This window comes from Ensifer sp. EB106-05-01-XG146, assembly GCF_058791875.1.
Map to the genome: position 1 here is coordinate 3,750,785 of NZ_JBYTDX010000001.1, position 24,758 is coordinate 3,775,542.

Annotated in this window: 26 protein-coding genes; 13 read left to right on the forward strand and 13 right to left on the reverse strand. The window is 62.9% G+C overall.

The window, feature by feature from the left end:
• Window positions 1-118 precede the first annotated feature (118 nt).
• From AC3WVQ_RS18420 to chvI, 5 genes are all read right to left on the reverse strand, one after another.
• Window positions 119-409 carry an HPr family phosphocarrier protein gene (locus AC3WVQ_RS18420; protein WP_043624332.1) on the reverse strand — a complete coding sequence of 97 codons (291 nt, stop codon included), beginning with the start codon at window positions 407-409 and terminating at the stop codon, window positions 119-121.
• Complete coding sequence (locus tag AC3WVQ_RS18425) at window positions 409-810, reverse strand: PTS sugar transporter subunit IIA (protein ID WP_034801684.1); 402 nt, start codon at window positions 808-810, stop codon at window positions 409-411. The genes AC3WVQ_RS18420 and AC3WVQ_RS18425 overlap by 1 nt, the downstream gene beginning before the upstream one ends.
• A 156-nt stretch (window positions 811-966) precedes the next feature.
• The gene (locus AC3WVQ_RS18430) at window positions 967-1,425 is read right to left on the reverse strand and encodes an HPr kinase/phosphorylase (RefSeq protein WP_110819716.1); all 459 of its coding nucleotides are present in this window, start codon (window positions 1,423-1,425) and stop codon (window positions 967-969) included.
• On the reverse strand, window positions 1,422-3,155 hold the full coding sequence (locus AC3WVQ_RS18435) for a sensor histidine kinase (protein ID WP_218685636.1): 1,734 nt from the start codon (window positions 3,153-3,155) through the stop codon (window positions 1,422-1,424). The genes AC3WVQ_RS18430 and AC3WVQ_RS18435 overlap by 4 nt, the downstream gene beginning before the upstream one ends.
• Window positions 3,156-3,394: 239 nt before the next feature.
• Window positions 3,395-4,120: a two-component system response regulator ChvI gene (gene chvI, locus AC3WVQ_RS18440; protein ID WP_034801691.1), complete on the reverse strand. Its 726-nt coding sequence runs from the start codon at window positions 4,118-4,120 to the stop codon at window positions 3,395-3,397.
• Between the two features lie 324 nt (window positions 4,121-4,444).
• On the opposite strand from chvI, the gene AC3WVQ_RS18445 reads away from it, so the two are divergent.
• From AC3WVQ_RS18445 to AC3WVQ_RS18470, 6 genes are all read left to right on the forward strand, one after another.
• Window positions 4,445-6,055, forward strand: a complete 1,611-nt coding sequence (locus AC3WVQ_RS18445; protein WP_060608919.1) for a phosphoenolpyruvate carboxykinase — start codon at window positions 4,445-4,447, stop codon at window positions 6,053-6,055.
• A 203-nt stretch (window positions 6,056-6,258) separates the two neighbouring features.
• The gene (arfB, locus tag AC3WVQ_RS18450; protein ID WP_034801693.1) at window positions 6,259-6,693 is read left to right on the forward strand and encodes an alternative ribosome rescue aminoacyl-tRNA hydrolase ArfB; all 435 of its coding nucleotides are present in this window, start codon (window positions 6,259-6,261) and stop codon (window positions 6,691-6,693) included.
• A 207-nt stretch (window positions 6,694-6,900) separates the two neighbouring features.
• The gene (locus AC3WVQ_RS18455) at window positions 6,901-7,971 is read left to right on the forward strand and encodes an IS110 family RNA-guided transposase (protein ID WP_192373398.1); all 1,071 of its coding nucleotides are present in this window, start codon (window positions 6,901-6,903) and stop codon (window positions 7,969-7,971) included.
• A gap of 263 nt (window positions 7,972-8,234) precedes the next feature.
• On the forward strand, window positions 8,235-8,708 hold the full coding sequence (gene lysM, locus AC3WVQ_RS18460) for a peptidoglycan-binding protein LysM (RefSeq protein WP_034802175.1): 474 nt from the start codon (window positions 8,235-8,237) through the stop codon (window positions 8,706-8,708).
• Window positions 8,709-8,710: 2 nt separating this feature from the next.
• Entirely contained in the window at window positions 8,711-9,148 is a 438-nt protein-coding gene (locus AC3WVQ_RS18465) for a hypothetical protein (protein WP_252160434.1), read from the forward strand.
• 12 nt (window positions 9,149-9,160) lie between these two features.
• Window positions 9,161-9,772, forward strand: coding sequence for an alpha-ketoglutarate-dependent dioxygenase AlkB (locus AC3WVQ_RS18470; protein WP_060521549.1), 612 nt, complete (start codon window positions 9,161-9,163; stop codon window positions 9,770-9,772).
• A gap of 15 nt (window positions 9,773-9,787) precedes the next feature.
• On the opposite strand, the gene coaA is transcribed toward AC3WVQ_RS18470, so the two are convergent.
• The 7 genes from coaA to hisB are packed head-to-tail and all read right to left on the reverse strand — an operon-like array spanning window position 9,788 to window position 14,415.
• Complete coding sequence (coaA, locus tag AC3WVQ_RS18475; protein WP_060521550.1) at window positions 9,788-10,780, reverse strand: type I pantothenate kinase; 993 nt, start codon at window positions 10,778-10,780, stop codon at window positions 9,788-9,790.
• Window positions 10,777-11,100 (reverse strand): phosphoribosyl-ATP diphosphatase, encoded by a 324-nt coding sequence (locus AC3WVQ_RS18480; protein ID WP_034802164.1) that lies wholly within the window; start codon window positions 11,098-11,100, stop codon window positions 10,777-10,779. The genes coaA and AC3WVQ_RS18480 overlap by 4 nt, the downstream gene beginning before the upstream one ends.
• A 15-nt stretch (window positions 11,101-11,115) precedes the next feature.
• Window positions 11,116-11,892, reverse strand: a complete 777-nt coding sequence (gene hisF / locus AC3WVQ_RS18485; protein ID WP_034802161.1) for an imidazole glycerol phosphate synthase subunit HisF — start codon at window positions 11,890-11,892, stop codon at window positions 11,116-11,118.
• A gap of 3 nt (window positions 11,893-11,895) precedes the next feature.
• Window positions 11,896-12,633 carry a 1-(5-phosphoribosyl)-5-[(5-phosphoribosylamino)methylideneamino]imidazole-4-carboxamide isomerase gene (hisA, locus tag AC3WVQ_RS18490; RefSeq protein WP_060521552.1) on the reverse strand — a complete coding sequence of 246 codons (738 nt, stop codon included), beginning with the start codon at window positions 12,631-12,633 and terminating at the stop codon, window positions 11,896-11,898.
• Window positions 12,634-12,661: 28 nt separating this feature from the next.
• Window positions 12,662-13,312, reverse strand: a complete 651-nt coding sequence (hisH, locus tag AC3WVQ_RS18495) for an imidazole glycerol phosphate synthase subunit HisH (RefSeq protein WP_090302289.1) — start codon at window positions 13,310-13,312, stop codon at window positions 12,662-12,664.
• Window positions 13,312-13,782, reverse strand: coding sequence for a DUF2628 domain-containing protein (locus tag AC3WVQ_RS18500; RefSeq protein WP_060521554.1), 471 nt, complete (start codon window positions 13,780-13,782; stop codon window positions 13,312-13,314). Before AC3WVQ_RS18500 ends, hisH begins: the two co-directional genes overlap by 1 nt.
• 24 nt (window positions 13,783-13,806) lie before the next feature.
• The gene (gene hisB, locus AC3WVQ_RS18505; protein WP_034802151.1) at window positions 13,807-14,415 is read right to left on the reverse strand and encodes an imidazoleglycerol-phosphate dehydratase HisB; all 609 of its coding nucleotides are present in this window, start codon (window positions 14,413-14,415) and stop codon (window positions 13,807-13,809) included.
• A 227-nt stretch (window positions 14,416-14,642) separates the two neighbouring features.
• Here hisB and hslV point away from each other — a divergent pair, with 227 nt between their 5' ends.
• From hslV to AC3WVQ_RS18530, 5 genes are all read left to right on the forward strand, one after another.
• On the forward strand, window positions 14,643-15,200 hold the full coding sequence (hslV, locus tag AC3WVQ_RS18510; RefSeq protein WP_051659613.1) for an ATP-dependent protease subunit HslV: 558 nt from the start codon (window positions 14,643-14,645) through the stop codon (window positions 15,198-15,200).
• Window positions 15,190-15,714 (forward strand): GNAT family N-acetyltransferase, encoded by a 525-nt coding sequence (locus AC3WVQ_RS18515; RefSeq protein ID WP_192373256.1) that lies wholly within the window; start codon window positions 15,190-15,192, stop codon window positions 15,712-15,714. Before hslV ends, AC3WVQ_RS18515 begins: the two co-directional genes overlap by 11 nt.
• Window positions 15,711-17,018, forward strand: a complete 1,308-nt coding sequence (gene hslU / locus AC3WVQ_RS18520) for an ATP-dependent protease ATPase subunit HslU (RefSeq protein WP_034802146.1) — start codon at window positions 15,711-15,713, stop codon at window positions 17,016-17,018. The genes AC3WVQ_RS18515 and hslU overlap by 4 nt, the downstream gene beginning before the upstream one ends.
• A gap of 194 nt (window positions 17,019-17,212) precedes the next feature.
• Complete coding sequence (locus AC3WVQ_RS18525; protein WP_090428639.1) at window positions 17,213-18,157, forward strand: DUF1402 family protein; 945 nt, start codon at window positions 17,213-17,215, stop codon at window positions 18,155-18,157.
• Window positions 18,158-18,230: 73 nt separating this feature from the next.
• On the forward strand, window positions 18,231-19,625 hold the full coding sequence (locus tag AC3WVQ_RS18530; protein WP_034802144.1) for a cytochrome P450: 1,395 nt from the start codon (window positions 18,231-18,233) through the stop codon (window positions 19,623-19,625).
• Here the strand turns inward: AC3WVQ_RS18530 and AC3WVQ_RS18535 are convergent.
• Entirely contained in the window at window positions 19,579-20,208 is a 630-nt protein-coding gene (locus tag AC3WVQ_RS18535) for a hypothetical protein (protein WP_060521557.1), read from the reverse strand. The genes AC3WVQ_RS18530 and AC3WVQ_RS18535 overlap by 47 nt on opposite strands.
• Before the next feature lie 150 nt (window positions 20,209-20,358).
• Here AC3WVQ_RS18535 and AC3WVQ_RS18540 point away from each other — a divergent pair, with 150 nt between their 5' ends.
• Both AC3WVQ_RS18540 and AC3WVQ_RS18545 read left to right on the forward strand, forming a co-directional pair.
• Window positions 20,359-22,362 carry a hydantoinase/oxoprolinase N-terminal domain-containing protein gene (locus AC3WVQ_RS18540; protein WP_110819719.1) on the forward strand — a complete coding sequence of 668 codons (2,004 nt, stop codon included), beginning with the start codon at window positions 20,359-20,361 and terminating at the stop codon, window positions 22,360-22,362.
• A gap of 205 nt (window positions 22,363-22,567) precedes the next feature.
• A complete protein-coding gene (locus tag AC3WVQ_RS18545; protein WP_110819720.1) occupies window positions 22,568-24,739 on the forward strand; it encodes a malate synthase G in 2,172 nt (723 codons plus the stop codon).
• Window positions 24,740-24,758 lie beyond the last annotated feature (19 nt).

Below are 24,758 nucleotides of genomic sequence, written 5' to 3' on the forward strand. Positions count from 1 at the left end.
CGCGGCGCGATTATGCCTCCCACGCCTATACGACGCGGTGAGAGTGCGACCGATCTATCAGGATTCAGGGTGGAGAGCAACCTCGATATAAAGAAGTCTTTATATCTTTATATTGCCGTCAGATTTCTTCGCCGAACTTGTCGGCGACCAGAGCGTCGAGCGCGTTCAGGGCTTCTTCGGCCTGCGCGCCGCTGGCGGTCACGCAAACGCTGCAGCCGGTGCTGGCGGCCAGCATCATCAGCCCCATGATCGAGGTTCCGCCAACGGTCATGCCGTCCTTCGAAACGGTGATCTCGGCGTCATAGGCCTCAACCGTCTGCACGAACTTTGCTGACGCCCGCGCATGCAGGCCTCGCTTGTTGATGATCAGCAGTTCGCGCGTCAGCGACATGTCGGGGCGGTGATCCATTACTTTCCACTCAGGACGCGGCTGGCGACGTTGATGTATTTCCGCCCGGCCTCGGAGGCCTCGACAAGTGCCTTGTCCATGTCGCTCTCGCCGCGCACGCCGGCAAGCTTGATCAGCATCGGCAGGTTGACGCCGGCGATCACTTCGACGGTGCCGCTGCGCATCACCGAGATGGCGAGGTTGGAGGGGGTCCCGCCGAACATGTCGGTGAGAATGATGACGCCGTTGCCTTCGTCGACATTGGTGACCGCGTCGAGGATATCCTGCCGACGCTGGTCCATGTCGTCCTCGGGGCCGATGCAGACGGTCTCTATAGCTTTTTGCGGACCGACAACATGCTCAAGCGCATGTCGAAATTCCTCAGCCAGCTTGCCATGGGTGACAAGCACAAGTCCGATCATGGGTATCTTCGCTCCAACTGCACACGCAATTCACTGATGGCCAGATATCGCAATGCAGCAATTTCGTCCACCTGTTGGGGAGGGCATCTTGGCAAGGAAAAGGGGAAGTGCAAGCCAAAAATGCCGAAATTCCGGTCGCGCTGACGGTAAATCGAGCTAGAAACCTATTTTTTCAGCGATGAGCGCCTGCAAAATATTGAGAACCTGGGCGCCTTCTTCAACGGGAACGCGAACAATCGGCAATACGCGCCCGAGTGGCAGGGGGAATGTCTCGTCTTCGGGCGGTAGCCGCGGGTCGAATGGGACGGCGACGGGCAGAATGGCCCAGTCCATCACGGCGGCAGGCACGGTTTCGATCGTGCCGATGCCGGAGCCGCGGATTTCGATGAGGCCGTGAATGGAGGGCGGGCAGCGCGCCACGATCCGGTCGTGTTCGAGCGCAAGATCCACCCGGTCGTCGGCGACGAGCGCTGCAAAATGTCCAGCCTGCCGGGCGGCCGTGATGCAGGCGAGCGCCAGTCTGGATTTGCCGCTGCCGGACGGGCCGGTAAGCAGGAAGCCGCGTGTCCCGAGCACGATTGCGGTGCCGTGGACATTGGCGCGGGCCGTTGTCACGCGTGCGGCTCGGCGGGCAGGGACAGGACGAAGCGCGCGCCGGTGATATGGCCATCCGGTCCGGCGATGTTCTCGGCCTTGAGCGTGCCGCCATGGGCTTCGGCGATCTGCCTGGAGATCGACAGCCCGAGGCCGGAGTTCTGTCCAAAATCCTCGCCTTCCGGCCGGTCGGTATAGAAGCGCTCGAAAATGCGGTCGATGTCTTCGGCCTGGATGCCCGGGCCGTTGTCCTCGACATAGACGAGGCAGCGCGAGCGCGAGCGGGTGAGGCGCACGACGATCCGCCCGCCGTCCTCGGGAACGAAGGAACGGGCGTTTTCGATCAGGTTGGTGATGATCTGGCCGATGCGCAGGTCGTAGCCGCTGACGGCAAAGCGCGCCTTGGGGCTGTCCTTGCGGTCGATGACGAAATCGAGCAGCACCGCCTTCTTCTTGCTGCGGACCTGGCGCGAGATATCGACGAGGTCGCCGAGGAGTTTTTCGAGATCGATCGTCTTGGCGTCGCTGCGGGCAAGTTCCGCGTCGAGACGCGAGGCGTCCGAGATATCGCTGATCAGGCGGTCGAGGCGACGGACGTCATGCTGGATGACGTCCATCAGCCGCTTCTTCGATTCGTCGGTCCGCGCCAAAGGCAGCGTCTCGACGGCGCTGCGCAGTGAGGTGAGGGGGTTTTTCAGTTCGTGGCTGACGTCGGCGGCAAAGTTTTCGATCGCGGCGATCCGGTCATAGAGCGCAGTCGTCATCTCACGCAGCGCGACCGATAGGTTGCCGATCTCGTCCTGGCGCGAGGAGAAGTCGGGAATTTCCTCGCGCTCCTTGGCGCCGCCGCGGCGCACGCGCACCGCTGCTGCCGCAAGCCTGCGCAGCGGATTGGCGATCGTCGACGACAGAAGCAGCGACAGGATGATGTTGACGAGCGCCGCGACGCCGAAGACGCGGATGATGGCGAGGCGCTCGGCCTGGACGATCTTGTCGATGTCGCCGGCCTGGGTCGAAAGTAGGAGCACGCCGAGAACGGCGCGGAAGCGCTGGACGGGCACCGCCACGGAAACGATAAGCTCGCCCTTCTCGGTAACGCGCTCGACATAGCCGCGCACGCCCGTCAGAGCATTGGTCACCTCAGGGTAGATCGAGCCGTTGCCACCCGGCGGTTCTTTATAGAGCGGCAGATTGCCCGGCTGCAAAAGCTTGTTCAGCCAGCTGTTGAGTTTTTCGCCGATGCCCGTCGCCTCCGGCTCGATCGGCGGCAGGTCGAAGCGCAGCACCTGGCCGCCGCTATAGAGATGGCGCGAATCGAGCAGCAGGTCGGCGTCCGCGTCGAACAGCCGGGCGCGGGTGCGCGTCGGCGAGATCAGCCGCCTCAGAACCGGCGCGACACGCTCCTGGATGATCGGGAAGTCGAGATCCTCGTCGCTCGGCAGCGGCGTGATACTCTGGCCAGCCTGCAGCTCCAGCAGCTTTTCGGGATCGATGGTGATCGAATTGGTATCGACCGAGGCGGAAGCGGAGATCGCGCCGGCGATGATTTCGCCCTGGGTCAAAAGGCTTTCGACGCGCGCGTCGATCAGCCCCTCGCGGAACTGGTTGAGGTACATGATGCCGCCGACCAGAACGACGAGCGCCACCAGGTTGAAGAAGACGATACGGCGGGTGAGGCTCGAGAAGACGGCATTGCCGAAGAGACGACGAATGAGCGTGAAGGGATGCGCCCAGCGGCGCTGGCCCTTCAGTGCCTGGGCACGCCCGTCAGTGTCTTCAATGTCGCCGTGCAAGACTTCTACCAAATGTCCCGCTCCCGCGCGGACTGTCCTTCATAATCGTTCGATAGCGGCGGCGCTGCCGGCCGGTTGCGCCGCCTTCCATGGTTTTGATCCGAAGACGGCGGAGATCGTGTCGAGCCTCAGATGAGGCCATCACCATCGCGCCGCTTCAAATGCGCCACTCTGGGCGCGATGGCAAGCCCCGAGGCTCAGGCACTCTCCCGGAAACGATAGCCGACACCGTAAAGCGTCTCGATCATGTCGAAGTCGTTGTCGACCATCTTGAACTTCTTGCGCAGCCGCTTGATGTGGCTGTCGATGGTGCGGTCGTCGACATAGACCTGTTCGTCATAGGCCGCGTCCATCAGTGCGTCGCGGCTCTTCACCACGCCCGGGCGCTGCGCCAGCGAATGGAGAATGAGGAATTCCGTCACCGTCAGGGTCACCGGCTCACTCTTCCAGGTACAGGTGTGGCGCTCCTGATCCATCACCAACTGCCCACGCTCGAGCGAGCGCGACGGCGCGTCGGTTGCCTTGACGGTATTGTTCGGATTGGCGGCCGCGGCTTCGCGGTTGGCGGCGCGGCGCAGGATCGCCTTGACGCGTTCGACCAGAAGGCGCTGCGAAAACGGCTTGGTGATGAAGTCGTCGGCGCCCATCTTCAGGCCGAAGAGTTCGTCGATCTCTTCATCCTTGGAGGTGAGGAAGATCACCGGCAGGTCCGACTTCTGCCTCAGGCGGCGCAGCAATTCCATGCCGTCCATACGCGGCATCTTGATGTCGAAGATCGCAAGCTGCGGCGGCCGGGCGAGCAGGCCTTCGAGCGCGGAAGCGCCGTCGGTATAGGTCTCGACTTTGTAGCCTTCTGCCTCCAGGGCGATGGATACGGACGTCAGAATATTCCGGTCATCATCGACAAGCGCGATGGTCTGCATCGTGTTCAACTCCGTCTTTTGAGGTGCCGGTCCCGTCCCCGAAAACTCCGGCATTCGCGAGTCACGGGTGCGTTAGTGAGTATAAAGGTGGAACAAATTGTGGCGAAGCCCAAAAAGCACCTGTCGTGACGATAGGATAGGTCCCGTCAGATCGGTGTTCGGGAGGCCGATTTCAACCGATTAAAAAAACGATAATTTTCTTTAAATCGATTAATATACTGAAATCATTATTCTTTTTTTGACGTCGCCTTGTTTTTGAGCGAGCATGCAAGTAAGGTCCGGCGAAATTCAACGCCAATGGCCAAACACGAAGGAAGCTTGACCATGGAGCAACTCGGCACTCGCAATCTCGCGAACGGCTTGGAAAAACTCGGCTTTATCGACCTGGAAACGGTTCGGTACAACCTCGAAGCCGCAGAGCTTTATGAGGAAGCTCTTCGCCGCGGCGAGGCTGAGCTGACGGCACACGGTGCGCTCGTCGCCCGTACCGGCCAGCACACCGGTCGCTCGCCGAAGGACAAGTTCGTCGTTCGCGATGCGAACACCGACGATCAGATCTGGTGGGACAACAACAAGCCGATGTCTCCGGAGCATTTTGCCCTGCTGCGCAAGGATATGCTTGAGCACGCCAAGGGCATGTCGCTCTATGTGCAGGACCTGGTTGGAGGCGCCGATGCCGACAACGCCCTGCCGACGCGCGTCGTTACCGAGTACGCCTGGCATTCGCTGTTCATCCGCAATCTGCTGATTCGCCCAGCCCGCGAAGCGCTCGGCTCCTTCCTGCCGAAGCTGACGATCATCGATCTGCCGAGCTTCAAGGCGGATCCGGAGCGCTACGGCTGCCGCACCGAGACGGTCATCGCCTGCGACTTCACCAACGGCCTGATCCTCATCGGCGGCACGTCCTATGCCGGCGAAATGAAGAAGTCGGTCTTCACCGTTCTCAACTACCTGCTGCCGAAGAAGGGCGTCATGCCGATGCACTGCTCGGCAAACGTGGGCGCGGCCGGCGACACCGCGATCTTCTTCGGCCTCTCCGGCACCGGCAAGACGACGCTTTCGGCCGACCCGACCCGCACGCTGATCGGCGACGACGAGCACGGCTGGGGCGAGCAGGGCGTCTTCAACTTCGAAGGCGGCTGCTACGCCAAGGCGATCCGCCTGTCGGAAGCCGCCGAGCCGGAAATCTACGCCACGACCCGCCGCTTCGGCACCGTCATGGAAAACGTCGTGCTTGACGAGCGCCGCGTTCCTGATTTCGACGACGGTTCGCTGACGGAAAACACCCGTTGCGCCTATCCGCTCGACTTCATCCCGAATGCCAGCGCCACCGGCACCGCACCGCAGCCGCGCACCATCATCATGCTGACCGCCGATGCCTTCGGCGTCATGCCGCCGATTGCCAAGCTGACGCCGGAACAGGCGATGTACCACTTCCTTTCCGGCTACACCGCCAAGGTCGCCGGCACGGAAAAGGGCGTTACCGAGCCGGAAGCCACCTTCTCGACCTGCTTCGGCGCACCGTTCATGCCGCGTCACCCGTCGGAATACGGCAACTTGCTGAAGGACCTGATCGCCAAGAACGGCGTCACCTGCTGGCTGGTGAACACGGGCTGGACCGGCGGCGCCTACGGCACCGGCAGCCGCATGCCGATCAAGGTGACGCGCGCTCTGCTCGCGGCCGCGCTTGACGGTTCGCTGAACGCTGCGGAACTGCGCACCGATGCCAACTTCGGCTTTGCCGTTCCGGTCTCGGTCCCGGGCGTCGACGACGGCATCCTCGACCCACGCTCGACCTGGGCCGATGGTGCAGCCTATGACGCACAGGCCCGCCGCCTGGTCGACATGTTCATCACGAACTTCGCCAAGTTCGAGAGCCATGTGGACGGCAGCGTTCGCGACGCGGCTCCCGGTACGAAGATCGCCGCCGAATAAACATTGTCGGCTATGATTCACGTGAAACCCGGTCCTTGTGGCCGGGTTTTTCGCTTTCGCGCCCGCTCTGTGTCCCTTTAAATCCCCTTCGATCTAAGGCGAGCCAAAGTGCTACGGCGACCTTTGCGCCTCTGATGAGACGCGCGGCGCCGCAGTGTTTTCAACGGGTTCGCTCTGTGCCATAGATCGGGCCGAGGTGAACCATGGCCAGCGACCCGCTCTACATAAACGACAATATCGTCCTTGCCGGCTGGGAGCTAACGGAGCAATTCGTGCTGGCCGGTGGCCCGGGCGGGCAGAACGTCAACAAGGTGTCGACCGCCGTTCAGCTGTTCTTCAACGTCCAGGCGTCTCCGGCGCTTTCCGATCGCATCAAGGCCAACGCCCTGAAGATCGCCGGCAAGCGCGCCTCGAAAGAGGGCGTGCTGATGATCGAGGCGAGCCGCTTTCGCAGCCAGGAGCGCAACCGCGAGGATGCGCGCGAGCGCCTGAAGGAGTTGATCCTGAAGGCTGCCGAACCCCCGCCGCCGCCGCGCAAGAAGACCAAGCCGACGCGCGGTTCCGTCGAGCGGCGTCTCAAGGAGAAGTCGGGTCGCGGGGAGATCAAGAAGCTCCGGGGCCGGCCTGGAGGCGATTGATTCTTTTTGCGGCTCCCTTGCCTTTTGGCGGGCAGCGCCCTCTCTTATCGAGCAGTGTTTTCGCAAAAGGAGGTGGCATGAAAGAGACCGCGTCCGCTGAGAGAACGGATCACTGAGATGCAGGTGATGATTGAGGGACAGCCACGCTTCCGGCCTTTCGGCTTATCCTGTTGGGGTTTTGGAGATCTCAACACGGGAGTTGGAAGCATGACTGCGTCCTATGATTACCATATCGGCGTTGATTACCACAAATCCTATAGCCATCTGGTGGTGCAGGACAGCAGCGGCAAGACGCTGCGCTCCGGCCGGGTGAAGAACGATCGCCAGTCGCTCGGCGGGTTTCTCGAGCGGTACCGCGAAAACAGCCATGCGGTTGTCGAGGCGACGCGCAACTGGATGGTTATCTACGACTGGCTCGACGACATTTGTGATGATGTCGTTCTCGCCCACCCGTTGAAGGTCAAGGCGATCGCCGACGCCAAGATCAAGACCGACAAGATCGATGCGACCGTGCTGGCGCATTTGCTGCGCGCCGACCTGGTGCCGGAAGCCTGGGCGCCAAGCGAGCGGTCGCGGGACCTGCGTGTCGCCCTGCGGGAGCGGATGTTCTACGTGCGGCTGCGCACGATGACGAAGAACCGCATCGTCACGGTGTTTGATCGCTATCCGGAGCAGACGGCGCAATTGAAGACGCTCGGCGATCTGTTTGGTAAGGCCGGCCGCATTCAGCTTTCGCAGGTCAACGTCTCTGAGATCGACCGCATCCAGATCGACCGTGGCCTCGCTTTCATTGGCGACATCGATGAGCGGATCAAGCAGTCGGAAGCGACGATCCGGGCGATGACCAAGGCCAATCCCAACGTGAGGCTGTTGAAGACGATCCCCGGCATCGGCGAGTTCTTCGCCCGTCTGATCGACGCGGAGATCGATGACATAGCGCGGTTCCGCAACCCGAAGAAGCTGGCCGCCTATGCCGGGCTGGTGCCCTCGACCTATTCGAGCGGCGGCAAGACCTATCACGGCAAGATCATCAAGCAGGGCAACAAGTGGCTGCGCTGGGCTTTTGTCGAAGCGGTCACCCCGGCGATCGCCAGCGATCCACAGCTTCGCGCCCAATATGAGCACCTGAAGATCAGAGGAACCAACAAGGCGCGTGTGGCGATGGCGCGCAAGCTTTTGACGATCGCCTTCCAGATCCTGCGCGACCAGCGCGCTTACGAGCCGCGCGGCGAAAGCATCATCACGGAAGGCGCGTCAATGAAATCCCGACTGTCCTGATGACTTTCTAGCGAGCCTAGCAGTGCCGGGCTGCGCTCCTCAAGGAGAATGGGAAGCCGGGAGCCGAACGCCACTCTGTGACCGAAGCCAAGCCATCAGGTCACGCATTGGAGAATGGTTCAGAACCGAAGGACGGCCCTGTCCAGCGGAACGAAGACCATTGAGCCGATCGGCAAAAAAGGCCGGTCAGAACAAAACCGAACCCAAGGAAAGCCGCCAACTCAAGGCGTTCTGCCCCTTGCGTTCTTTCATTGGAGATATTCATGGGTCTTTTCAGCTTTATCAAGAACGCCGGCAAGAAGCTTGGCATCGGCGGCGACGACGATGCTCCGGATGCCGAAAGCGTTCAGAAGGAACTTGCATCCCACGATCTCGGCACCAAGGACGTGCAGGTCGAAGTGGCCGGTGACAAGGTCGTGCTGAAGGGTGTCGTGAAGGACCAGAGCGTCTTCGAAAAGGCCGTCGTCGCCGTCGGCAACACGCTCGGCGTGTCCGCAGTCGAGGCCTCCGAACTCAAGGTCGCCGATGCCGGCGCAGCACCTGCTCCGGCAAAGGAGCCCGTCTTCTATACGGTCAAGAAGGGCGATAACCTCTGGAAGATTGCCGAGGCGCAGTACGGCAAGGGCAAGGGCGCCAAGCACACGGTGATCTTCGAAGCCAACAAGCCGATGCTGACCCATCCGGACAAGATCTATCCCGGCCAGGTTCTGCGCATTCCGGATCTGGATGCGGCCTGAGCGTGTCCTTCAGGCGGTTTCTCGTCGTTGCCGCGCTGGCAAGCCTCTGGCTTGCCAGCGGTTCTTTGGCGCAGCCTTTCCGTGAACCCGCCAAGGGCAGCACTGAGCGTGCCGCCATCCTCGACGCGATCCGCCCCGCGGTCGAAGCCGAGATGCGCGGTCCCGTCGAATTCGTCGTCACCACCATGCGTGCCGCACCCAACTGGGCCTTCATGCAGGTCGAGCCGCAACGGCCGGGTGGCGGATCCATCGACCTGCCGCAAACCGGGTTGCGCGACGAGGCAGACATGATGGATGGTCTGACGGTGTTCGCACTCGTCAGCTTCCAGAATGGCCGCTGGAACCTGGTCGATCACGTCGTTGGGCCGACGGATGTGGCCTATGCCGGCTGGCCGCTTCGCTACGGTGTGCCGGCGGCACTTCTCGGCCTGGAACAATAAGGACTGCTTCTCATGCAGGTGCTCCCGAAAGGGATCAGACATATTCCGGGTTATCTCGATCGTGCCCGGCAAGAGCAACTGGTCGAGGCCATTCGGTCAGTCGTTGCCGAAGCGCCGCTGTTCGTGCCGGAAATGCCGAAGACTGGCAAACCCATGTCGGTGCGCATGACCAATTGCGGCGCGCTCGGCTGGGTCACGGATCGCGATCGCGGCTATCGTTACCAGTCTCAGCATCCGGTGACCGGCCGCCCCTGGCCGGTCATGCCGGAGATCCTGCTCGATATCTGGGATGCGGTTTCCGCAAGCAGCAAGACGCCCGAGGCCTGCCTGGTAAACTTCTATTCCGAAGAGGCCCGCATGGGGCTGCACCAGGATCGCGACGAGCGCGATCTTGAAACCGCCGTCGTCTCGATCTCGCTTGGTGACAGCTGCCTCTTCCGCGTGGGTGGCAATACGCGCGGCGGCCAGACCATGTCCTTCCGGCTGGAAAGCGGCGATGTCGTGGTGCTGGGTGGGGAAGGGCGTCTCGCCTTCCATGGCGTCGACCGGATCTATCCGAGCACGTCGACGCTGCTGAAGAATGGCGGGCGGGTCAATCTGACACTCCGCCGCGTCAATCCCTGAGGATGCACCGAAAGCTTAGAGCTTCCTGAGCGCCACCTTTTCGGTCAGATGGTTCGGGCCCTTTTGCAGGATCAGGTCGGCGCGCGGGCGTGTCGGCAGGATGTTCTGGTGCAGGTTCTTCAGGTTGATGTTGTGCCACAATCCCTCGGCAATGGCCCGGGCTGCATCCTCGCTGATCGTGGCGTAGCGGTGGAAGTAGGATTCCGGGTTCTTGAACGCGGTTTCGCGCAGCCGCATGAAGCGGTTGACGTACCAGCTGTGGATCAGGCTCTCCTCGGCATCGATATAGATCGAGAAGTCAAAGAAATCCGAGACCATCGGCACGATCTTGCCGTCGGCCGGCAGGTTGCGCGACTGCAGAACGTTGATGCCTTCGAAGATCAGGATATCTGGCCGGTCGATGACCGTGAACTGGTCGGGCAGCACGTCATAGGTCAGGTGCGAATAGCTGGGCGCCTTGACGTTCGGCTGGCCGGCCTTGATCGCCGACAGGAAGCGCAGGAGCGCGCCGACGTCGTAGCTCTCCGGAAAGCCCTTGCGGTCCATCATGTTTTCGCGCTGGAGCACGGCGTTCGGATAGAGAAAACCGTCTGTTGTCACCAGGTCGACCTTCGGGCTCGACGGCCAACGCGCCAGAAGCTGCGCCAGGATACGGGCCGTCGTCGACTTGCCGACGGCGACCGATCCGGCAATGCCGATGACGAAGGGGGTCTTCGTCTCGGACATGCTGAGGAAGCGCTTGCGCTGCTCGAAGAGCATCTGCGACGATTCCACATGGGTCGAAAGCAGGCGTGACAGCGACAGGTAGATCTGCCGGACCTCGCCGAGATCGACGGGGTCGTTCAACGATCGCAGCCGCTGTACCTCGTCGGCCGTCAGCGTCATCGGCGTATCGGCGCGAAAGCGCGACCATTCCTCGGCGGTGAAGAAATGATAGGGCGAGTAGTCCCGCTTCTGGAGGTTGTCGGGCAGGTCGGCTGCTTCGATGTCTTTCGCCGCGATCGTCATGGGGTCTGCCGATTTGCCTTTTCCTGCAGGCCGGATTGGTTGGTCCGTCGCTGAAGTTCGTTGAGCACATCCTGCAACGGAACGTCGGCGATCTTCAATACGACCATTAGATGATAGAGGAGATCGGCGCTTTCGGCGATGAGATTTGCGCGGTCGTTGCTGATGGCCGCGATCACGGTTTCAACCGCTTCCTCGCCGAGTTTCTTCGCCGCCTTCGGCTGGCCGCTTGCCACCAGTTTTGCCGTCCAGGATTCGTCCGGCGCCGCCATCGCGCGTGTCGCGACGATGGCTTCGAGGTCGGAAAGTGTGAAGTCGCCCATGGGAGATCCTGAAGCTCAGTCGAGGCGCATGGCGATGCCATGCTCCGCCATATAGCGCTTGGTTTCGCCAATGCTATAGGTGCCGAAGTGGAAGATGGAGGCGGCAAGGACCGCGGTCGCGTGACCGTCCTTGATGCCGGCGACCATGTGGTCGAGTGTGCCGACGCCACCCGACGCGATAACGGGCGCGCGGACCGCGTCGGCGACGGCGCGGGTAAGCGCGATGTCATAGCCGCTCTTGGTGCCGTCACGGTCCATCGAGGTCAAAAGGATCTCGCCGGCGCCGAGATCGACCACCCGACGGGCAAAATCGATCGCGTCGATGCCGGTCGGCTGGCGTCCGCCATGGGTGAAGATCTCCCAGCGATCCGCTTCGCCATCCGTCGAGACCTTCTTGGCGTCGATCGCGACGACGATGCACTGGTTGCCGAACTTGTCGGCGGCTTCGGCGACGAATTCCGGGTTCTTTACCGCAGCCGTGTTGATTGACACCTTGTCGGCGCCGGCCAGAAGCAGCTTGCGGATGTCGGAAACCTGGCGCACGCCGCCGCCGACGGTCAGCGGCATGAAGCACTGTTCGGCCGTACGGGCGATGACGTCGAAGATCGTCTCGCGATTGTCCGAGGACGCGGTGATGTCGAGGAAGCAGAGCTCGTCGGCGCCGGCAGCGTCATAGGCGCGGGCCGCTTCCACGGGGTCACCGGCGTCGATCAGGTCGACGAAGTTGACGCCCTTGACGACACGGCCGTCCTTGACGTCGAGGCAGGGGATAACGCGGGCTTTAAGCGTCATGGTTCAAGCCTTTCTCGCAGCGCGGATCAGCTCCAGCGCCTCCTGCGGGTCGATGCGGCCGTCATAGAGCGCGCGGCCGGAGATGGCGCCTTCGAGCTTGCGTGCGTCCGGCTCGACCATGCGGCGGATATCGTCCATCGAGGCGAGACCGCCCGATGCGATGACAGGAATGGAAACCGCGTCCGCCAGTTCCAGCGTCGAAGCCCAGTTGATACCGGTCAGGATGCCGTCGCGGTCGATGTCGGTATAGATGATCGCCGAAACGCCGGCGCCCTCGAACTTCTTGGCAAGCTCGATCACGCCGAGTTCGGAAGCCTCGGCCCAGCCTTCGACGGCAACCTTGCCGCCCTTGGCGTCGATGCCGACGGCGACCTTGCCGGGGAATTTGCGGCAGGCCTCGATCACGAGCGCCGGATCACGGACAGCGACAGTGCCGAGGATGACGCGGGCAAGCCCGCGCGACAGCCAGTTTTCGATATGGTCGAGCGTGCGGATGCCGCCGCCGAGCTGCACCGGGTTTTTGGTCGCCTTGAGAATGGCGTCAACGGCGGTACCGTTGACCGTCTCACCGGCAAAGGCGCCGTTGAGGTCGACCACGTGCAGCCATTCGAAGCCCTGGTCTTCAAAGGCGCGGGCCTGGGCCGCCGGGTCGGGGTTGTAAACCGTCGCCTGGTCCATGTCGCCAAGCTTCAGGCGCACGCATTGCCCGTCTTTCAGGTCGATCGCGGGAAAAAGGATCATGGGTCTGTCCAATCAGTCGTGCGAAAGCTCAGGGCTTCCAGCGCAGGAAATTCGAGATGAGGGCAAGGCCAAGCGCCTGGCTCTTTTCCGGGTGGAACTGCGAGCCCGCCTTGTTGCCGTTGGCGACGAAGGCCGTGACCGGCCCGCCATAGTCGGCCTCGGCGACCACGTCGGCGGCGTTCTCAGCGGCCAGGTGGTACGAATGCACAAAATAGGCATGCAGACCGGCTTCGCCAACACGGATGCCGTCAAACAGCGGGTGCTCGCGCTTGAGCTTCAGCGTATTCCAGCCGATCTGCGGGATCTTCAGTGTGGTGTCGGCGGGCGTCATCTCGACGACATCGCCGGGGATCCAGCCAAAACCATGGGTGATGGTCTTTTCAAGTCCGCGCGACGACATCAGCTGCATGCCGACGCAGATGCCGAGGAAGGGTCGCCCGGCCTGTTCGACCGCCTCGGTCAACGCTTGCTCCATGCCGTCGACGGCAGCAAGGCCGCGGCGGCAATCGGCATAGGCGCCAACGCCCGGAAGCACGATGCGGTCGGCGCTCGCCACCCGTTCCGGCTTGTCGGTAAGGTCGATCTCGGCTGCAATGCCGGCTTCGTGGGCGGCCCGTTCAAAGGCCTTGGTGGCCGAGCGCAGATTGCCCGAGCCGTAATCGATGATGGCGACGCGCATCAGCGTTCTCCGTAGGAATCAAAAAGGCCGAGGCCGGGGCCGCCACTTGAGGGCTTGCGCACGGTCCAGTCGGCCGGGGAGGGGGCGGCGGGCTTGGTCTCGTTCGAAGCCAGGCTCGTGAAATAGATCTCTTCGGCCGCTTCGAGATTGGGCGCCGGCACGATGGAACGCAGCGTCCAGTCACGGGCCGTCAGGCTGCGCGCCACCAGAACCGGCCCTTCGAGCGCCACCACCAGCCGAAGCGCGAGCTGGGCCAGGAGAGATGGCAAGAAGCCGCTCTCGTGGTTCGACAGGAATATTAACGAGATCTGCAGAACAGCAACTGCGATTCCGATTGCCCATTGACGCTTGGCGAGAAGCCAGAGCGCCGGGAAAAGGAAGGCCCACCAGGAAAAGCCGTCGGCGACGAAGCGCGCCCGCTCGTCGTTGGCGCGCGCACCCGGCGGGGTGAGGATCATGTAAGAAGCCATGAGTCAAAGCCAGTGACTGGCCGCTTAGGCAAGGGTCCCCTTGGTCGAGGGAACGCGGCCGGCCTGGCGCGGGTCGATTTCGGTTGCGGTGCGGAGCACGCGGGCGACGGACTTGAAGCAGGTCTCGGCGATATGATGGTTGTTGGCGCCGTAGATGTTCTGGATATGCAGCGTGATCCCGGCATGCTGGGCGAGCGCCTGGAAGAATTCGCGCACGAGTTCCGTGTCGAAGGTGCCGATTTTCGGCGACGTGAAGGTCACGTTCCAGACGAGGAACGGCCGGCCGGAAACGTCCACTGCCGCGCGGGTCATCGTTTCGTCCATCGCAAGATCGAGCGAGGCATAGCGGGTGATGCCGCGCCGGTCGCCAAGCGCCTTGGCAATCGCCTGGCCGATGGCAATGCCGGTGTCCTCGACCGTATGGTGGTCGTCGACATGCAGGTCGCCGTCCGTCTTGATCTCCATGTCGATCAGCGAATGTCGGGCGAGCTGGTCCAGCATATGGTCGAAGAAACCGACGCCGGTCGAAATCTTGGCGATTCCGGTGCCGTCGATGTTGACCGATACGGATACCGCGGTTTCGTTGGTCTTTCGCGAAACCTCTGCGGTGCGGCTGGACGTGGCTTCTGCCATCGGGCTCTCCTGTATACGCTGACGCGGCTCCTTATCAGGCAAAAGCTGAAATATCCAGAACTTGAGCGGTCGATTCGAATCATCCGGTGACAGTCGCCGAATGAAGATTGCGCCGGCGGCCTGTTGCCATTTGCAAACCTGTCTGCCGTACTTACATAGGCCTCAAGCAACCAGGCTCGAGTCACGAGCCGCAATGCCCCGCGTATCAGGGGCCTACGGGTAATTTCATGAGCGAACACAATCCCTACGGAACGATGCATGCGACGACCATCATCACGGTACGCAAGGATGGCAAGGTGGTGATGGCCGGCGACGGCCAGGTGAGCCTCGGCCAGACCGTGATGAAGAGCAACGCGCGCAAGGTGCGGCGGCTTGCCAAGGGCGACGTGATCGCCGGCTTTGCCGGCGCCACAGCCGATGCCTTCACGCTGCTGGAACGGCTCGAAGCAAAGCTCGAACAGTATCCCGACCAGCTGATGCGGGCAGCCGTCGAGCTCGCCAAGGACTGGCGCACCAACAAGTATCTGCGCAATCTCGAAGCGATGATGCTGGTGGCCGACAAGTCGATCACGCTGGCGATCACCGGCAACGGCGACGTTCTCGAACCCGAGCACGGCACGATTGCCATCGGATCGGGCGGCAACTACGCCTTTGCCGCGGCCCGCGCGCTGATGGACAGCGACAAGTCGGCCGAGGATATTGCCCGCAGGGCGCTGCAGATCGCCGGCGACATCTGCGTCTACACCAACCACAATATCGTCGTGGAGACACTGGATGCCCAATGAGCCCGCGCATGTCAGTTTCGTGCCGGTGGCCAATAGCCACCTGCCGCTGCTGCATGCCTGGCTGAGCGAGCCGCATGTGCGGCAATGGTGGGGCGACCCGGACAAGGAAGTGGAGCTGATCCGCGAAGGCTGCGCGTCAGGAGAAGTGGAAGGCTTCATCTTCCACGTGGCCGGCGAGCCGGCGGGCTACATCCAGTCTTGGGTGCCGGCCCAGTACCCGGACGACGAGCCCTGGGCGAAGGACATGCCGGCCGATGTGCCCGGTATCGACATCTTCATCGGCCCGGCGGAACTGACGGGCAGGGGCGTCGCATCGCTCGCGGTCCGGGCCTTTGCCGGGCGGCTCTTTGCCGCCGGCGCCCCCCGCGTCGTGATCGACCCTGACGCCGGCAACCGAAGGGCCGTCAGCGCCTACACCAAGGCCGGCTTCGTGCCTTACGCAGAATGGATTGATACGTCCGGCCGCACACTCCTGATGGAGCTGACGCGGACCGAGTTTGAGAGGACTACATGAGTACGTTTTCACCCAGAGAAATCGTGTCGGAACTCGACCGTTTCATCATCGGCCAGAACGACGCCAAGCGCGCCGTGGCGATCGCGCTCCGCAACCGCTGGCGCCGCCAGCAGCTCGGGGACGAGCTGCGCGACGAGGTGATGCCGAAGAACATTCTGATGATCGGACCGACCGGCGTCGGCAAGACCGAGATTTCCAGGCGGCTCGCCAAGCTCGCCGGCGCGCCCTTCGTCAAGGTCGAGGCGACCAAGTTCACCGAGGTCGGCTATGTCGGCCGCGACGTCGAGCAGATCATCCGTGACCTCGTCGAAGTCGGCATCGGTCTCGTGCGCGAAAAGCGCCGCGCCGAAGTCAAGGCAAAGGCGCACCAGAATGCCGAGGAGCGCGTGCTCGATGCACTGGTTGGCGCCACCGCGTCGCCGGCAACGCGCGACAGCTTCCGCAAGAAGCTGCGGGCCAACGAGCTCGACGACAAGGAAATCGAGATCGACATCGCCGAGACCGGCGCGCCGGGCGGCGGCTTCGAGATCCCGGGCATGCCGGGCGCCAATATCGGCGTGCTCAATCTTTCGGAGATGTTCGGCAAGGCGCTCGGCGGCCGCACCAAGAAGGTCAAGACGACCGTCAAGGCCTCCTATGGCATGCTGATCGACGACGAGTCCGACAAGCTGCTCGACAACGAGCAGATCCAGCGCGAGGCCGTGAAAGCAGTCGAAGACGACGGCATCGTCTTCCTCGACGAGATCGACAAGATCGCCTCGCGGGAAGGCGGCATGGGTGCTGGCGTATCGCGTGAAGGCGTACAGCGGGACCTCTTGCCGCTCGTCGAAGGCACGACCGTTGCGACGAAGTATGGGCCAGTCAAGACCGACCACATCCTCTTCATCGCGTCCGGCGCCTTCCACGTGGCCAAGCCCTCGGACCTGCTGCCGGAGTTGCAGGGCCGCCTGCCGATCCGCGTCGAGCTGCGCGCGCTGACGAAGGAAGACTTCCGCCGCATCCTGACGGAAACCGAGGCGAGCCTCATCCGCCAGTACAAGGCGCTTCTGGACACAGAAGAGGTCAAGCTCGACTTCACGGATGACGCAATTGATGCGCTTGCAGACGTGGCGGTGCAGTTGAACGCCACGGTCGAGAACATCGGCGCCCGCCGGCTGCAGACCGTGATGGAGCGTGTGCTGGACGAGATCTCGTTCAATGCGCCGGACCGCGCCGGCCACGAGGTGACGATCGACGCTGAATATGTGCGCAAGCATGTCGGCGATCTCGCCGCCAACACCGACCTGTCTCGCTATATCCTGTGACATTTCGGTCGTAGGGCCATGCAAACGCCCGCAACCCTGAATACGCAGGCCGCCTGTCTCTCGACAGGCGGCCGCATTTTTTCTAACACGGACGCGGTTATCGATCGTGGTCCGGGCATTTTTCCGACATGATCTTGGCGTAGGAGCGGCCCGCCGACCGAGGCAGCCTCCACCAGTCACAGGAAGAAGAGATCGTGCGTTTCACCGCCTGCATGCTCGCTATCGCCACGTTTTGCCTGAGCGCAAGCCAGTCATTCGCCGCGACCGACGTTCCGCCGGGCAACCGCAACGTCGAGCAACCGGCGATCCCCGGCGCATCCGTGCGCCGCACCAAGGCCGGCCGCACGTCCTTCGATGCCAAGTTCGAGAAGGTCCGCGATCTGCTAGCCACCGACAAGCAGCTGATCAGCAAGATCAAGTCCGTGTCGCGCGCCTATGGCATCGCACCGATCCACATGGTCGGCGCCATCGTCGGCGAACACACCTACAATGTCGACGCCTACGATCGGCTGCAGTCCTATTACGTCAAGGCGGCTGCCTATGCCGGCAACAGCTTCCAGTTCGGATACGATGGCGAGACCGTCGCCGAATTCGTGGCTCGGCCGCAATTTTCCGAATGCGGCGCCAAGAAGGGCGCCTATGCGCTGTGGAGCTGCCGCGAGCGGGTCTGGGACAACGACTTCCGCGGCAAATCGGTGGGCGGCAAGTCCTACCCGAACAACCGTTTCAGCGCCGTCTTCTTCCAGCCGTTCTTCGCCGGCCAGACCTTCGGCCTTGGTCAGATCAACCCGCTGACCGCCCTGATGCTGACCGATATCGTGGCAAAGACCTCGGGCTATGAGCGCCTCGACGAGAACAATGCCGCCGGCGTCTATGAGGCGATCATGGATCCGGACGTCTCGCTTGCCTATATGGCGGCCTCGATCCGTCACTCGATCGACGCCTACAAGTCGATCGCAGGGGTCGATATTTCGACCAACCCCGGTGTAACCGCGACGCTCTATAATGTCGGCAATCCGGATGGCCGCGCGGCAGCGCTCGCCGCCAAGATCCAGAGCGGTCAGGCGCAATGGCCGGAGGAAAACTATTACGGCTGGCTCGTCAACGACAAGCTGACGGAACTCGAAAGCCTGCTGTGATTCACGTGAAGCACTTTCCTTGATTGCGCCGTAAAAACCTGAAATCCTGGGGCAATCGAGAAAGGCAATCACCATGGACATGCGTCCGGAGCCGTTCGAACCGCCGGCTCCCGTTCCCCGTGTCGGCATTCCTTCCTACCTGAAGATCATCAGGACCGTGCTGCGCAATCCGCTCGAACTGTGGGGCGAGCCATCCTATACGCTGCCCTGGATCGAGACGAAGTTCGTTACCCAGCGCACCCTGATCGTCAACGATCCCGGCCTCATCCGCCATATCCTCGTCGATAACGTCGCCAATTACGAAATGTCGAAGGTGCGCCGGCTGATTCTGCGGCCCATCCTGCGCGACGGGCTGCTGACGGCGGAAGGTGAGGTCTGGAAGCGTTCGCGAAAGGCCATGGCGCCGGTGTTCACGCCGCGCCACGCCAAGGGCTTTGCCGGCCAGATGCTGCGCAGTTCGGAGCAGTTCGTCGAGCGCTATGCCGGAGCCCAGGAAGCTCCCTTTACCACCAATGTCGCCAACGACATGACGGAACTGACCTTCGACATCCTGGCCGAAACGCTGTTTTCCGGTGAGGTCGCCGTCGAGCGCGAAGGCTTCGTCCAGAGCGTCGAGGAATTGCTGCACCGCATGGGCCGCGTCGATCCGATGGACATTCTGCTGGCGCCCGAATGGATCCCGCGCCCGACCCGCATCGGCGGCAGGAAGGTGATGAACCGCTTCCGCTCGATCGTGTCGGAGACCATGGCGCTTCGCCGCCGCAAGATGGCGGAGGACCCTAAGGGCACGCCGCAGGATTTCCTGACCTTGCTTCTGGAGATCGAGGGCAGCCAGGGCCTTTCGACCGCGGAGATCGAGGACAACATCCTGACCTTCATCGGTGCCGGGCACGAGACCACCGCCCGGGCACTCGCCTGGACGCTCTACTGCGTTGCCAACACGCCGGCCTATCGCGAAATCATGGAAGCCGAGATCGATACCGCGATGGCAAGCGGTGCCGAGCCGGTCGAATGGCTCGGTCTGATGCCGCATGTGCTCGCCGCCTTCGAGGAGGCGATGCGGCTCTATCCGCCGGCGCCGTCGATCAATCGCGCGGCGATCGAGGAAGACGCATGGACCTCACCGACTGGCGAGCGGGTGCGCATCCCCAAAGGAATCGCCGTACTGATCATGCCCTGGACGCTGCATCGCCATGTGCTCTACTGGGATAAGCCGCGCGCGTTCATGCCCGAGCGTTTCCTGCCGGAAAACCGAGAGAAGCTGAACCGCTACCAGTATCTGCCCTTCGGTGCCGGACCGCGCGTCTGCATCGGCGCGACTTTCGCGCTGCAGGAAGCGGTGATCGCGTTGGCAGTGATGATGCACCGCTACCGCTTCGATACGACCGCGGAAACCAATCCCTGGCCGGTGCAGCGGCTCACTACTCAACCGCGGGGCGGGTTGCCGATGAGGGTTTCGGCTCGCTGAAGGTCTTGCCGGGGATCGGTGACTGAACGGAACGCACCGGAGAATCCGCCGGCTTCGGCTGCTGTAGCATTTTCGACGGCTTCTTGATCGTCTTGATCTGTGCGCAGGTGGCGTCGCCGACATTGTCGCAGGGCTTGTAAACCACGATCTCGCTTCCGGCGCCATCGTCCCAGACCGCCTGGATCGTCAGCGTTTGCGCCGTTTTGGCGGGCAGCGAGATGTAGACATATTCGGCCGTCTCGTCGCCGGGCAGGTTGAAGGGCAGCTGCGGATTGCACTTGGCCAGCGGGAAGCGTTGGTCGAGTGCGTCGGAATTGATCGAGTAGCGGATTTCCGATAGCCGGCAATGCATCGTCTGCAGTGCCGTGAAATAGATTAGCTGCCGGTCATCATAGTCGCGAAACTGGATCCAGCCGGTCTGCTTGTTGGCATCGAGCATCGCCTTGTAGATCGCGACTTCGGGCAGCTGCGGCTTGTATTCCTCTTCCTCCGCGTCCTGTGCTCGCGCCGCCCCAGTCGGAAGCGCAAGGGAGATAGCCGAAAGCAGCCAAACAAAGGCGAGAGGACGGTGGCGTTGGTGCATGCGCTATGTCTCCGTCCTGCATTTGTGTCGCTCGATAGATCACCGATGTCCGCGACACGATGGTTTTCCCTTGAAATATGTCATATCACCGCATCGATCCCCATTGAACCCGGGGCCTCTGCGCCCCGCCCGAATTCCGGACTGCGCGAATTGACCTCCCATTTTCTTCTCGGCATCGACACCGGCGGCACCTACACCGACGCCGCCCTCTTCTCGGAGACGAAGGGGGTGGTCGCCAAGGCCAAGGCGCTGACGACCCGCCATGACCTCGCGGTCGGCATTTCCGGTGCAGTCGAAGCGGTGCTCGATCAGGCCAGCGTGCCGGTCTCGGCGATCAGCATGGTCTCCCTGTCGACGACGCTTGCCACCAATGCGCTGGTCGAAGGGCAGGGCGGCCGCGCCGGCCTCGTCATGATCGGCTTCGGCCCCGAGGATCTGAAGCGCGACGGTTTGCAGGAAGCGCTCGGCTCGGATCCGGTAGTCTTCCTGCCGGGCGGGCACAATGTGCATGGCGGTGAGACCCCGCTGGACATGAGCGAGCTCGACGCCGTCCTGCCGGTGCTGGCTGATCAGGTCTCCTCCTTCGCCATTGCCGGCTATTTCGCCGTTCGTAATCCGGATCATGAAAAGCGCGTGCGCGACCGCATCCGCGAGGTCTCGCACCTGCCGGTCACCTGCAGCCACGAACTGTCCTCGAAACTCGGCGGGCCGCGCCGTGCCTTGACGACGCTGCTCAACGCCCGCCTCGTCTCGATGATCGACCGGCTGATCGGGTCCTGCGAAGGGTTCCTCAAGGCGCGCGGCATCGACGTGCCAATGATGGTGGTGCGCGGTGACGGTGCGCTGATTTCGGCCGAGGAGGCGCGGCTGCGCCCGATCGAGACGATCCTCTCCGGTCCGGCAGCAAGCCTCGTCGGCGCGAGGCATCTGACCGGCCTCGACAACGCCGTGGTTTCGGATATCGGCGGCACCACCACCGACGTGGCCGTGCTCGATGGCGGCCGCCCGCGTCTCGATGCCGAAGGCGCCGTCGTTGGTGGCTTCCGCACCATGGTCGAGGCTGTTGCGATGCGGACCTACGGCCTTGGCGGTGATTCGGAAGTGCGCATCAACGATCGCGGCCTCAAGGCGAAGATCGATCTCGGTCCGCGCCGGCTGATGCCGCTGAGCCTCGCCGCAGCGCTCCACGGCGACGCCGTCATCTCGGTGCTGGAAAAACAGATGCGCGCCCAGCACACCGGGCGCAACAATGGGCGCTTTGCTGTGCGTACCGGCCTGCCGGATCATCTGGCAAGCGGCCTGCAACCACAGGAGCAGGCGCTCTACGAGCGCATCGGTAGCGTCCCCGTCTCGCTTGAAACGCTGCTCGTCTCGACGCCACAGAAGGCGACGCTCGATCGTTTGGTGGCCCGGGGGCTCGTCCATATCTGCGGTCTGACGCCGTCCGACGCCATGCATGTGCTCGGCCGGCAGTCGCAATGGAACCTCGAAGCGGCCGAGCTTGGCATTCAGCTTACGGCCCGGACCCGCGACGGCTCCGGCCAGCCGATTGCTTCTTCTCCACAGGCGCTGGCGCAGATGATCGTCGATCGGCTGACGCGGCAATCCTCCGAGGTCATCCTGCAGGCCTGCCTCGGCGAGGACGGCGCCGGCGCGATCGATCCCGCCGTATCGCAGGCCGTCGATCGTGCGCTGACCCGGACGCCCGGCATCGTCCGGTTCTCGCTTGGTCTCGATCGTCCGCTCGTCGGTCTTGGTGCTTCGGCGCCGGTTTATTACCCGGCTATTGCCGAGATGCTCGGAACCGAAGCCGCCATTCCCGAGGAGGCCGGCGTCGCCAATGCCGTCGGCGCCGTGGTCGGCCAGGTAAGCGCCACCGTCACCGTTTTCGTGACGATGCCGGAGGAGGGCATTTTTGTCGTCAACGGGGCCGGGGCCAGCGAACGCTTTCTCGATCAGGAAAAGGCTTTTGGTGCCGCGCGCCGACGGGCCGAGACCGCAGCTCTGGAGGCGGCGCGCACCAACGGTGCCGATGATCCCGCGTCGTTGCTGCGCGAGGAAATCGACGCGCCGGAGGTCGAGGGCAGCCCCAAGCTGATCGAGGCCCGGTTCATTGCGTCCGCCAGCGGCCGGCCGCGCATCGCGCACGGCTGATCTTTTCCGTTTCGGAAACAATTCTTCGCATCCTTGCAGAATTGACAGGGAATGAATTGGTGAGAAACTGCGGCCGTTTCACGCGCGTATTGCGCATGGGCTGGTCCGAGACCCGCTTCAGGCGCAAGATCAACATGTTGGGGCGTTTTCATCGCATCCGTTCGGATCGGTGGCGCTCCTTACGTCTATTTCAAGGAGTTGGCAGATGGACCGCATTGAGACGTATGGATTGAAGATTGATGCGGACCTCCATCGCTTCCTGATGGAAGAGGCGATGCCGGGCACCGGCGTCGATGCAGAGCACTTCTTTGCTGAGCTTTCCGCCCTCGTGCACGATCTGGCGCCGAAGAACCGGGCGCTGCTCGCCAAGCGCGACGACCTGCAGGCCAAGCTCGACGCCTGGTACAAGCAGAACGGCGCCCCCAGCGATATGGAGACCTATCAGGCCTTCCTGCGCGATATCGGCTACCTGCTGCCCGAGGGTGGCGAGTTCAGCGTTTCGACCGCCAACGTCGATCCGGAGATCGCGACGATCGCCGGCCCCCAGCTCGTCGTTCCGGTCATGAATGCGCGCTATGCGCTGAACGCCGCCAATGCACGCTGGGGCTCGCTCTACGATGCGCTCTACGGCACGGACGCGATTTCGGACGCTGATGGCGCCGAGAAGGGCCGCGGCTACAATCCGAAGCGCGGCGCCAAGGTCATCGCCTGGGCGCGAAACTTCCTCGACGCCAGTGCGCCGCTGGCGAATGGAAGCTGGGCGGACGTTACTTCCCTGAAGGTTGCTGGCAGTGCGCTGGCGATTGGTCTCAAGGATGGTTCGAGCACTGCACTGCGCAACGCCGCTCAATTCGCCGGCTATTCCGGGGCTGAAGGTGCGCGCTTCGAGATCGTTCTCCGGCACAACAATCTGCATGCGATCGTCGTCCTCGACGCCACCACGCCGATCGGCAAGGAAGATCCGGCGGGCATCGCCGACGTCATTCTCGAATCGGCGATCACCACGATCATGGACTGCGAAGATTCGGTCGCCGCCGTCGATGCCGAAGACAAGGTCGTCGTCTACCGCAACTGGCTCGGCCTGATGAAGGGCGACCTCGAAGAAGAGGTTGCCAAGGGCGGCAAGACCTTTACCCGTCGTCTCAATGCCGACCGCGTTTACACGGCAACTGCCGGCGGCACGCTTTCCCTTCCCGGCCGCTCGCTGATGCTGGTCCGCAACGTCGGCCACCTCATGACGAATCCGGCTATCCTTGACCGCGACGGCAAGGAAGTGCCCGAGGGCATCATGGACGCGATGGTGACGGCGCTGATTGCCCTCCACGATGTCGGCAACGGCGGTCGCCGCATGAACTCCCGCGAGGGTTCCATGTATGTCGTCAAGCCGAAGATGCATGGCCCCGAGGAAGTCGCCTTCGCCAGCGAGATTTTCGCCCGTGTCGAAAAGGCGCTCGGCATGCCCGCCAACACCATGAAGATGGGCATCATGGACGAGGAGCGCCGCACGACGGTCAACCTCAAGGAATGCATCCGCGCGGCCCGCGAGCGCGTCGTCTTCATCAACACCGGCTTCCTCGATCGCACTGGCGACGAGATGCACACCTCCATGGAAGCCGGCCCGATGATCCGCAAGGGCGACATGAAGCAGGCAGCCTGGATCGGCGCCTATGAAAACTGGAACGTCGACATCGGGCTTGAATGTGGCCTGTCCGGTCACGCCCAGATCGGCAAGGGCATGTGGGCGATGCCCGATCTGATGGCGGCGATGCTCGAACAGAAGATCGCCCACCCGAAGGCCGGCGCCAACACCGCCTGGGTGCCGTCGCCGACGGCGGCCACTCTGCACGCGACCCACTACCACCGCGTCAATGTCGCCGAAGTCCAGGCGAGCCTGAAGAGCCGCGCCCGCGCCAAGCTCTCCGATATCCTGTCCGTGCCGGTCGCCGTCCGTCCGAACTGGACGTCCGAGGAAATCCAGCGCGAACTCGACAACAACGCGCAAGGCATCCTCGGCTACGTCGTGCGCTGGGTCGATCAGGGCGTCGGCTGCTCGAAGGTTCCCGACATCAACAATGTCGGCCTGATGGAAGACCGTGCGACGCTGCGCATCTCCGCCCAGCATATGGCCAACTGGCTGCATCATGGCGTCGTCACCGAGGCCCAGGTCGTCGAGACGATGAAGCGCATGGCGGCAGTCGTCGACAGTCAGAACGCCGATGATCCGCTCTACGTCGCGATGGCCGGCAATTTCGACCGTTCGATTGCCTTCCAGGCCGCCGTCGAACTCGTCCTCAAGGGCCGCGAGCAGCCGAACGGCTACACCGAGCCGGTCCTGCACCGCCGCCGCCTGGAGCTGAAGGCGCGCAACGCCGCCTGATTCGCCACCGAAGTCGGGG